The organism is Kocuria sp. p3-SID1428, assembly GCF_025149945.1.
In the GTDB taxonomy this organism is placed as follows: domain Bacteria; phylum Actinomycetota; class Actinomycetes; order Actinomycetales; family Micrococcaceae; genus Kocuria.
In genome coordinates, this window is sequence record NZ_JALXVH010000035.1 from 18,850 (window position 1) to 27,730 (window position 8,881).

At 69.9% G+C, this 8,881-nt stretch carries 11 protein-coding genes; 4 read left to right on the forward strand and 7 right to left on the reverse strand.

Going from position 1 to position 8,881, the window contains the following annotated elements:
* Position 1 precedes the first annotated feature (1 nt).
* Positions 2 to 2,245 (forward strand): Stk1 family PASTA domain-containing Ser/Thr kinase, encoded by a 2,244-nt coding sequence (gene pknB, locus M3E84_RS08670; RefSeq protein WP_259895797.1) that lies wholly within the window; start codon positions 2 to 4, stop codon positions 2,243 to 2,245.
* A gap of 65 nt (positions 2,246 to 2,310) precedes the next feature.
* On the opposite strand, the gene M3E84_RS08675 is transcribed toward pknB, so the two are convergent.
* The 3 genes from M3E84_RS08675 to M3E84_RS08685 are packed head-to-tail and all read right to left on the reverse strand — an operon-like array spanning position 2,311 to position 3,679.
* Complete coding sequence (locus M3E84_RS08675) at positions 2,311 to 2,949, reverse strand: aminodeoxychorismate/anthranilate synthase component II (protein ID WP_259895798.1); 639 nt, start codon at positions 2,947 to 2,949, stop codon at positions 2,311 to 2,313.
* A gap of 41 nt (positions 2,950 to 2,990) precedes the next feature.
* Positions 2,991 to 3,566 carry a class E sortase gene (locus tag M3E84_RS08680; RefSeq protein ID WP_311200456.1) on the reverse strand — a complete coding sequence of 192 codons (576 nt, stop codon included), beginning with the start codon at positions 3,564 to 3,566 and terminating at the stop codon, positions 2,991 to 2,993.
* Complete coding sequence (locus tag M3E84_RS08685; RefSeq protein ID WP_259895800.1) at positions 3,464 to 3,679, reverse strand: hypothetical protein; 216 nt, start codon at positions 3,677 to 3,679, stop codon at positions 3,464 to 3,466. Before M3E84_RS08685 ends, M3E84_RS08680 begins: the two co-directional genes overlap by 103 nt.
* Positions 3,680 to 3,824: 145 nt before the next feature.
* Between M3E84_RS08685 and M3E84_RS08690 the strand changes: the two genes are divergently transcribed.
* Both M3E84_RS08690 and M3E84_RS08695 read left to right on the forward strand, forming a co-directional pair.
* Positions 3,825 to 4,289: a cell division protein CrgA gene (locus M3E84_RS08690; protein ID WP_259895801.1), complete on the forward strand. Its 465-nt coding sequence runs from the start codon at positions 3,825 to 3,827 to the stop codon at positions 4,287 to 4,289.
* Positions 4,286 to 4,480: a hypothetical protein gene (locus M3E84_RS08695; RefSeq protein ID WP_259895802.1), complete on the forward strand. Its 195-nt coding sequence runs from the start codon at positions 4,286 to 4,288 to the stop codon at positions 4,478 to 4,480. The genes M3E84_RS08690 and M3E84_RS08695 overlap by 4 nt, the downstream gene beginning before the upstream one ends.
* Positions 4,481 to 4,637: 157 nt before the next feature.
* Here M3E84_RS08695 and M3E84_RS08700 read toward each other — a convergent pair whose 3' ends face one another.
* The 4 genes from M3E84_RS08700 to M3E84_RS08715 all read right to left on the reverse strand — a co-directional run bounded on the left by M3E84_RS08700 (position 4,638) and on the right by M3E84_RS08715 (position 7,764).
* The gene (locus tag M3E84_RS08700; protein WP_259895803.1) at positions 4,638 to 5,186 is read right to left on the reverse strand and encodes a YceI family protein; all 549 of its coding nucleotides are present in this window, start codon (positions 5,184 to 5,186) and stop codon (positions 4,638 to 4,640) included.
* 175 nt (positions 5,187 to 5,361) lie between these two features.
* The gene (locus tag M3E84_RS08705) at positions 5,362 to 5,973 is read right to left on the reverse strand and encodes a flavin reductase family protein (RefSeq protein ID WP_259895804.1); all 612 of its coding nucleotides are present in this window, start codon (positions 5,971 to 5,973) and stop codon (positions 5,362 to 5,364) included.
* Positions 5,974 to 6,227: 254 nt separating this feature from the next.
* Complete coding sequence (locus tag M3E84_RS08710; RefSeq protein ID WP_259895805.1) at positions 6,228 to 6,788, reverse strand: flavin reductase family protein; 561 nt, start codon at positions 6,786 to 6,788, stop codon at positions 6,228 to 6,230.
* A gap of 40 nt (positions 6,789 to 6,828) precedes the next feature.
* Positions 6,829 to 7,764, reverse strand: a complete 936-nt coding sequence (locus M3E84_RS08715; RefSeq protein ID WP_311200457.1) for an alpha-ketoglutarate-dependent dioxygenase AlkB — start codon at positions 7,762 to 7,764, stop codon at positions 6,829 to 6,831.
* Between the two features lie 223 nt (positions 7,765 to 7,987).
* Here M3E84_RS08715 and M3E84_RS08720 point away from each other — a divergent pair, with 223 nt between their 5' ends.
* Positions 7,988 to 8,794, forward strand: a complete 807-nt coding sequence (locus M3E84_RS08720; RefSeq protein ID WP_259895807.1) for an alpha/beta fold hydrolase — start codon at positions 7,988 to 7,990, stop codon at positions 8,792 to 8,794.
* Positions 8,795 to 8,881 lie beyond the last annotated feature (87 nt).

The window sequence follows — 8,881 nt, forward strand, 5'->3', positions numbered from 1 at the left end:
CATGGAGCAGTCCCCCATTCCCGAGCTGATCAACAACCGCTACGAGGTCAAGGAGACCATCGGACGCGGCGGCATGGCGACCGTGTACCTGGCCTCCGACCGGAGGCTCGGACGCGACGTCGCGATCAAGGTGCTCAAGCCCGAGCTCGCCCGGGACGACTCGTTCCAGGAGCGCTTCCAGCGCGAGGCGCAGGCGGTCGCCGGGCTGAACCACCACACGATCACCTCGGTGTACGACACCGGCGAGATCCCGCCGGAGGTCCCCTCGGACGTCGCCTGCCCGTACATCGTGATGGAGTACGTACCCGGCCAGACGCTGCGCCAGCTGATCCGCGATGATCGGCTCAGCACCGAGGACACTGTCAATGCCATGGAGGGCATACTCGATGCCCTGGCCTACAGCCACCGCTCGGGTATCGTCCACCGCGACATCAAGCCGGCCAATGTGGTCATCACCCCGGATGACCGGGTCAAGGTCATGGACTTCGGCATCGCCCGGGCGGTCGAGGACACGCAGGCCGCGCTCACCCAGACCCAGGCCGTGCTGGGCACCGCCCAGTACCTCTCCCCTGAGCAGGCCCGCGGCGAGAACGTCGACGCCCGCTCGGATCTCTACTCCGCCGCCTGCGTGTTCTTCGAGATGCTCACCGGGCGGGCGCCATTCGTGGGCGAGGCCTCCGTGGACATCGCGGCCCAGCACGTCCGAGACGCCCCTCCCGCGCCCTCGAGCCTGGCCCCTCAGCTGCACCCCCAGTTCGACTCGTTCATGGCCCAGGCGCTGGCCAAGCCCCGCGAGGCCCGCTTCCAATCGGCCGAGGAGATGCGTCGCGCCGTCGTCGATCTGCGCGGTCCCGCCCGGATCGACGCCACGACCATGACCCGTCCGATCGCCGCAGCAGGTGCTGGCGCGTCCGAGGCCGACGGCCCTCACACCGCTGTGACCCCAGCCGCCGCCGCAGGACTCGGTGCGGCAGGCGGGGCTGGCGCAGGCGCCGCGGCGCTCGGCGGCTCCGCTCAGGGAGAGGCCGCCCCAGTCTTCGCGATCACGCCGTCGGACGAAAGCTCGACCACCGCCTCTGCAGGCGGTGCCGGCGGCGGCTCGGCCCTCGATCCGGATGCTCCGCGAGATGGTCGCGCCCCCGCTGCGAAGCAGGAGCGCAAGCGCCGCAGCCCCCTGGTCTGGCTGGTCCCCGTGCTCTTGCTGCTGGCTGCTGCGGCCGTCGCCGCCTTCCTGTGGGTCAACCGCGGCCCGGAGCAGGTCGATGTCCCGGACGTGGTCGGTCTGGAGGCCGACGATGCCCAGGATCAGCTCGAGAGCGCCGGGCTCGTGGTTGAGACAGAGGAGGAGCTCAGCTCCGACGTCGAGCGCGATCACGTGATCTCCGTCGATCCCGGCGAGGGCACCGAGGTGGACGAGGGCTCCTCCGTCACGCTCACCGTGTCGCAGGGAAGTGAGGCCGTCACGGTGCCGTCGGACCTGGAGGGCCAGTCGGAGAGCTATGCCCGGGAGATGATCTCCGCGGCCGGACTCGAGGCAGCGGAGCAGACGCAGACCCGCAACTCCCCGACCATCCCCGCAGACCTTGTCGTGGCCACGGACCCGGAGGGCGGCTCGGAGGTCGCGCGGGACTCGTCCGTGGGGCTGATCCTCTCGACCGGTCGCGTCACGGTCCCGGACGTGCTGGGCATGACGCAGTCCCAGGCCACGGATCGTCTGGGCGCCGACGACACCCAGCTCGGCGTCGCGGTGGCGCAGCAGGCCACCTCGGAGTACGCGGCCGGCACGGTCATCCGGCAGTCCGTGGAAGGCGGCCAGGACGTCACGCAGGGCAGCACCATCACGATCACCGTGGCGGTCGCCCCGGCCCCGCAGCCCACCACGCCCGCGGAGGACAGCAGCGACGAGCCCTCGGAGGAGCCCACCACCGAGGAGCCCACAGAAGAGCCCACCACCGAGGCGCCTTCCGAGGAGCCCACCACCGAGGAGCCTTCCGAGGAGCCCACCACCGAGGAGCCCACGGAGGAGCCCACCACCGAGGAGCCTTCCGAGGAGCCCAGCTCGGCCAAGCCCACCGCGGAGCGGACCGAGGCGGCGAGCACCTCCGGCTCCGGCGGTTCGTCCGGCTCGTCCGGTTCGGGCGGCTCCAGCGCGGCGGCCACCGGCTCGGCGAACGAATCCGCCACCCGCGCCGAGGAGGCGGGAGGCTCCGCCAGCAGCAGCTCCTCGGATTCCTCGGAAGCCTGAGCGCAGACAGCGGCCCCGGGCGGATGGCCGGGGCCGCTGTCCGTCCGCGCTGTCTGCGACTGCGTTCAGCGCACAAGCAGCGGCGACAGATGCGCGGCCTGCTCGGCGGCACCGGCCAAGCCGCACATCTCGAGCCAGTTGCCGAGCATGAGATGCCCGCCCTCGGTGAGCACGGACTCGGGGTGGAACTGCACGCCGTGGATCGGGGCGCTGCGGTGCGACAGTCCCATGATGTGCCCCTCCTCGGTCCAGGCGGTGACGCGCAGGACCTCGGGGACCTCCTGGGCGGACACGGACAGCGAGTGGTAGCGGGTCGCGGTGAAGGGCGACGGGACGCCGGCGAAGATGCCGTCGTCCTCGTGGCTGACCGCCGACGTCTTGCCGTGCATCAGCTGCTCGGAATGGCCCACGGTCCCGCCGAAGACCTCCCCGAGCGACTGGTGCCCCAGGCACACGCCGAACAGGGGCTGGCCGGTCCGCTCGGCGCGCCGGACCAGGGAGGCGCACACCCCGGCCTCCGAAGGGGCTCCGGGGCCCGGCGAGAGCAGGACGCCGTCGTGCTGATCCGCCAGGTGCGCGATCTCGGTCTCGCTGAGGTCGTCATTGCGCACCACGGTGGTCTGCGCCCCGAGCTGCTGGAGGTACCCCACGAGGGTGTAGACGAAGCTGTCGTAGTTGTCGACGACGAGGACCTTCACAGTCACGGCGACCTCCAGGGGCTGCGGATGTTCACGGGGCTACCAGGCTACTGCCGCGAGGAGGGCGAGGCGTCCATGTGCTCTCCTGTCTCACAGGCCGTCGGCGTCGCGCTGGACGACGTCGGCGATCTCGGGTGGCGGGCCGGCGGAGTTCGGCGCCACGACTCCAGCTCGGCGTGCACGATGATGCGCTCGGTGTCCCCGAAGCGCGGATGGCAGCTGGTCAGCGTCATGTAGCGCCCGTCGGCCGGTGCACCCGGCTCACCGGGGACGGGGGCGATCACGTCCGTCTGGGTGGGCAGCACGATCTGCGCCTCGGAGTACAGGTACGTGTAGTAGCCGTCCGCCGTGCGCACATGGATGCGGTCGCCCTCCTGGAGGGCATCGATGTGATCCAGCACCGCGCCGTCTGTCTGCCTGTGCCCGGCCACCGCGAAATTGCCCTCCTCGCCGGGCATGGCGGTGCCCGGGTAGGGGCCCAGCCCCAGGCTGTCGAGCACCTCGGCGGTCGTCCCCACGATCACAGGGCGCGAGGCGCTGGCTCGAGCGGGCCCTCGTAGCTGCGCGACATCTCTGCCACGGCCTCGTCCTGGAGATTCCCGGCCTCGATGTTCGTCCACCACAGCTGCCAGACCACGTAGAGGAGGACGAGGACGCCGAGCGTCAGCAGCAGCTCGCCGATCACGGAGATCGCGGCTGCGATGCTGGAGGGGGGGGGATGGGGACTGCCGGGCACCTGCTGACGCTCGGGAAGCGCACGGCCGGTGCTTCAGTGCCTGCCGATAGTATGGGCGGGTTCTCGGCCTGGTCGAAATCCAGGACGGGGCCGCATCGTGGGCTGACCACTGCGGCCAGGGCCACCACAGCAGGAGGTTGCATCCGTGTCCCAGTTCAAGAAGCGCAGGCTCCGCTCGGGATCCTCCGCGAGCTCGGAGGCTGCTGACTCTGCCTCGACCCCGGCGGCCGTCGACGAGGAGCTCACCCGCCTGGCCGTCGAGGCTCTGCCGGAGGCGCAGCGCCGGCGCTGGGAGCGCGATCAGCGCGCGGCCGCAGCCGCTCGAGACGCCCGCATCAGCTCGGGCGAGGAGCCCGATGACGAGCGCGACGCCGAGGAGCTCGCCGAGGAGATCAAGGCCTCATCGCGCGCCGCTGCGCCGGAGGCCGATCCCACTCCCGTGTGGTACCAGGTGATCATGTTCGGCCTGATCGTCATCGGCCTGGCCTGGCTCATCCTGTGGTACCTGCTCGACTTCAGCTACCCCATCCCGGGCATCGGCTACTGGAACGTGGGCATCGGCATCGGCCTGATGATGATCGGGCTGCTGATGACCACGAGGTGGCGTTGACCCCGCAGCAGCCGTCGCAGGACGGCACCGGAGACGGCCCCCAGCCGGAGCCGCTCAAGGACGAGATCGCCAAGGAGGCGCGCAGCTCCTCGCGCGGCGCTGCGCTGTTCGAGGTGCGCGTGCGTCGTCTGGTCCTGCTGCTGGTCGTGGCGATCCCGCTGATCTGGTGGATCATCTCCGCCGTGCGCTGAGCCGCCCCCGCCCCCTCGGGCATGCCCGCCCATGAAGAGGCGCCCGCCACCGGCTGATCCGGTGACGGGCGCTTCATCATGCGTGCCGCGCGCTCAACAGCCCATGCGGGGGCGGGGCTGAATCCGCCGGGAGGACGGATGAGCGATGCAGCGGGTCTCAGCCCTGGGGAGCGGTGAAGGCCACGTCCAGGTTGAGCACGACCTTGTCGGAGACCAGGACGCCGCCGGCCTCGATGGCTGCGTTCCAGGTCAGGCCGAACTCCTTGCGGGAGATCGTGGCGGTGGCCTCGAAGCCGGCGCGGGTGGCCTCGAAGGCGTCCACGACCACGCCGTTGAACTCGGTGTCGAGATCGATGGTGCGGGTCACGCCGTTGATCGTGAGCTCGCCGGTGATGGTGCCCTCGCCGCCGCCGAGCTGGATGCTCGTGGCGTGGAAGGTGATCTCCGGCTTGTTCTCGACGTCGAAGAAGTCGGCGGTGCGCAGGTGGCCGTCGCGGCTCTCGTCGCCGGTGTCGATCGAGGCGGTCTTGATGACGGCATCGAGGGTCGAATCCTCGACCTGCTCGGCCACGACGAAGTCGGCGGAGACATCGTGGAACGAGCCGCGGACCTTGGAGATGCCGGCGTGGCGGACCACGAAGCCGACCTGCGAGTGGGCGGGGTCGAAGGTCCAGGTGCCGGGGGTGAGGCGATCGAGGGTGCTCATGGGATTCCTCCTGTCTGCAGCGGTAGCGCCGCTGTGGATGGTCTGCCGGTGCGGTGCTCCGCAGCCGGCTGGTTGATATGTCACTTAATCTACCCCGACTCAGCGTGACATGTCAACCATTGTGGAGGATCGGCACCCCGGCCCGAGCAGAACATGCCCCGACCTGGACAGATGCTCAGATCTGGTAGTCGGCCACCGTGGACTCGGACAGGCTGTGGAACTGACGCTGGTGGTACACCAGCGCAGCACCCGCAGGTTCCGAACCCAGGATCTCGAGCACTCCGCAGTTGAAGACCAGGGCGGGCCCGGCCTTGATGCGGGCCAGCGGCTCCACGCGCATCACGCGGCCGACATCAGTCAGCAGCGGCTCCCCGGTCGGCAGCTGCCGCCAGTTCATGGCATCGCCGAAGCGCGGTGCCCCGTGGGTCGCGAAGGCTCGCGCGATCGAAACGTTGGAGGAGTCCAGCAGGTGCACGAGCAGCGTGTCCGCCTCAGCCACAAGAGCCGCCGAGCCGCGGCGCGCCTGCAACGAGAAGCCGATGATGGGCGGATCCGCGGAGACCGAGGACAGCGACGAGGCGGTAAGCCCCACGGGGCCGTCCGGCCCCTCAGCCGTGATCACCGCAACGCCGGCCGGGTGGCTGCCGAAGATCGCCCCGAATCCGCCCTTCAGGCTCGTGGTGTCCTCCAGGCGCGACGGGGGCACCACGAAGTCCGCGAGCTGCTCGGTGCGCTCCTCGGCCTCACGGCCCTCCTGCACGGTGCTGGCGCTGTCCTGCTCAGACATCTGGCTCCTTCTCCTGAGACTTGCCCCGGCCCGGTCTCAGCCGGGACGACGGGTGCGATCACGATCGCCGCGCACCTCACGGCAAGGGCGCGCGGACTCCCCCGGGTCAGCTCGGCTGACTCAGCATTCGGCTCAGACTCCCACATGTGCGAGGCGTCGCGGACCGCCTGCTTCACAAAGCACAACACGGACCTGACATCAGAAGATTCCTCTGACCGCGACCGGGCTCGGCACCACCGTGCTGCGCCGCTGTCTCAGCTGCCCAGCCCGTGGAACTGCCGGCCCCAGTGGATCAGAGGCCCGGCCGGAGTCCGGCTCGAGGAACCGTCCCGCTCGGAGCCCCGGCCCATGGCCACCACCCGGCCGACGACGAGCAGGTGCGTGGCGGCCGAGTGGATCTGCTGCGTCTCGAGCTCGAACCAGGCCAGTGCCCCATCGAGCACTGCTGCCCCGCCCACCGGCGAGCGGCGGAATGCCACGGAATCCAGCAGCCCGTCGACGGGATTGCCGGGCGAGGCCAGCCAGGTGGCGGTCGCCTCCTGGTCCCGACGCAGGACGCTCAGCGTCCAGGTGAGGGAGGCCTCCACCGCCTCGCAGATCCGGGCCTCGTCGAAGAGGCTCACGGCCATGGTGGGCGGATCGTAGGAGATGTCGAGCCAGCCGGTGACGGTCACCGCTTGATCCCGCCGCCGATGCCGCGCAGCCACCACGGCCACGCCCGAGGCCAGCTCCTCGGCCAGCAGGCGGTAGCCATCCTTGAAGGCCTCACTCCCCGGCTCTGCCCGGACGCTGTTCGCTGCGGTCTCGATCTCCATCTGCTGCTCCTGTCCTGTCCTGGTGCTTCGGTCACCGGTCTCAGCCAGTCACCGATCCGGTCTGGTCGTCGCCCATGGCCTCGAAAGACACCGTTTGTCTGCGCTCCCTCTGCGGATCGCGCCCCGGCCTTCCGGGAATGTTGGATCGGATCGTGATGTTCAGCCGGCCCCCGTGACGCAGCCCCAGGGCTGGGTCGCCGGTTCCCGGACGGATGGCGGGCACCCCGTGGAAGGCCCATCTCGACTGCCGTCCGAAGACGAAGAGGTCCCCGCTGCGCAGCACGATGTCCTGGTAGGGCTGGCCCCGCGATTCGGTGTTGCCCAGGCGGAAGATGCAGGAGTCCCCGAGGGAAAGGGACACGATCGGCTCCGGCCCCGCTTCATCGAGATCCTGGTGCTGCCCCATGCGCGCCGAGGTGTCGTAGTAGTTCACCAGCGCCGTGGTGGGCTCGAACGACGCGGCCTCCAGTGCGTCTTCCCCGTAGGCCGCCGCGACCCCTCGGCGGCCGAGGTCCCACAGTGCGGCGGGAAGCCGCTGCCCCACCGCGCCGTCGGCGTCTGTGCGATCGAAGGTCTCGTCTGCCGGGCCTCCACCGCGATCGGCGCGGATCGGTCGTGGTGCCGACGATCGCCCATACGCCCCACCCGGCGATGACACCGACGGGGCCCAGGGCTTCTCCCATGTCCGGCCCAGGACGGTGGACTGCACGGACATGACTCCGCCGGTGGCGGTCGTGTAGTGACGCATCCGATGCTCGCCCCGCGACCAGCCGCGGCACTTCGCCACGAGCGCGGCCTGCTCCTGCATGCTCAACCACCCAGGGACATGCACGGCTCCCGGGGCGACCTCTCGGGTCTGCCTCGGCAGATCGAACAGCTCGGGACCACCCGGCCCCCTGAGCCGACTCACCCTGCTCAACTGCTTCGCCTCCCTGACCCCTTCTCGCGGCACCCTCCGATCACGGGGTCCCGGCACTGTGCCGCTCGGCCCTTGGCAGTGACGCCATGGTCGCAGCCGGCATGCGGGACACGGCCCCTAGTCGCGGATCATCGATGTTGTGCTCGAGGCTATCCGCGCCGACCGACAGCACAGCTGCGTCAAACCGCCGGTTAGTCTGAGCGCAGGACACCGCGGCAGCACGGTCCCCCTCAGGAACTCCGTGCCCGCACCGAAACGCACCATCTCGGGAGGTCGCAGCATGAGCTCACAGGACCACAGCATCGAGATCGACGACACCGTGATCACCTACACGGATCAGGGCAGCGGTCCCGTCGTCGTCCTGCTGCACGGGCACGCTTACGACCGTTCCATGTGGAACGCACAGATCCCCGCGCTCGTCGACGCCGGCTGGCGAGTCATCGCACCGGACCTGCGCGGGTTCGGGGGCTCGGCCATCACGGAGGGCGTCGTCTCCACGGAGGAGTTCTCGAACGATCTGGCACTGCTGCTGGACGAGCTGGGCATCGAGACCACCGTGGTGCTCGGGTTCTCCATGGCCGGGCAGGTCGCCATGCAGTTCGCTCACGACCACGGGGACAGGCTGCGCGGCCTGGTCATCTGCGACACCGTGCCGCAGGCAGAAGACCGTGCCGGGCGTCGACGCCGCAATGTGGGCGCCGATGCCATCCTCGCCGAGGGCATGGATGCATATGCCGAGAAGGTCCTAGGGGTGATGGTCTCGCCCCAGACGATCGAGCAGAGGCCTGAGACCGCCGAGTCCGTGCGCGCGATGATTGCCGCCGCCCCGGCGCAGGGCTCCGCGGCGGCCATGCGAGGGCGAGCGTGGCGACAGGATTTCACAGGGCTGCTCCCCACTCTGCAGGTGCCGAGCCTGGTAATCGTCGGCGACGACGATGCCTTCGACAACGGCGCCGGGCAGCGGATGGCCGACGCCCTCCCCCAGGGTCGCCTGGTCACCATCGCCGACGCAGGCCATACGCCTCCCATGGAGACGCCCCAGGAGTTCACGAGGGCCCTCGTCGACTTCCTGACCCACCTCAACTAACCCCTCCCCCGTCGAGTGGATACCTGGTTGCGTCCAAAGCCCGTTCAGCGCAATCAGGTATCCACTCGGCGATGGAGAAAAAGGCAT

Coding starts and splice junctions, on each gene's coding strand:
- pknB (WP_259895797.1), top strand. CDS start 2: ATGGAGCAGTCCCCCATTCCCGAGCTGATCAACAACCGCTACGAGGTC.
- M3E84_RS08700 (WP_259895803.1), bottom strand. CDS start 5,186: ATGAGCACCCTCGATCGCCTCACCCCCGGCACCTGGACCTTCGACCCC.
- M3E84_RS08705 (WP_259895804.1), bottom strand. CDS start 5,973: ATGTCTGAGCAGGACAGCGCCAGCACCGTGCAGGAGGGCCGTGAGGCC.
- M3E84_RS08710 (WP_259895805.1), bottom strand. CDS start 6,788: ATGGAGATCGAGACCGCAGCGAACAGCGTCCGGGCAGAGCCGGGGAGT.
- M3E84_RS08720 (WP_259895807.1), top strand. CDS start 7,988: ATGAGCTCACAGGACCACAGCATCGAGATCGACGACACCGTGATCACC.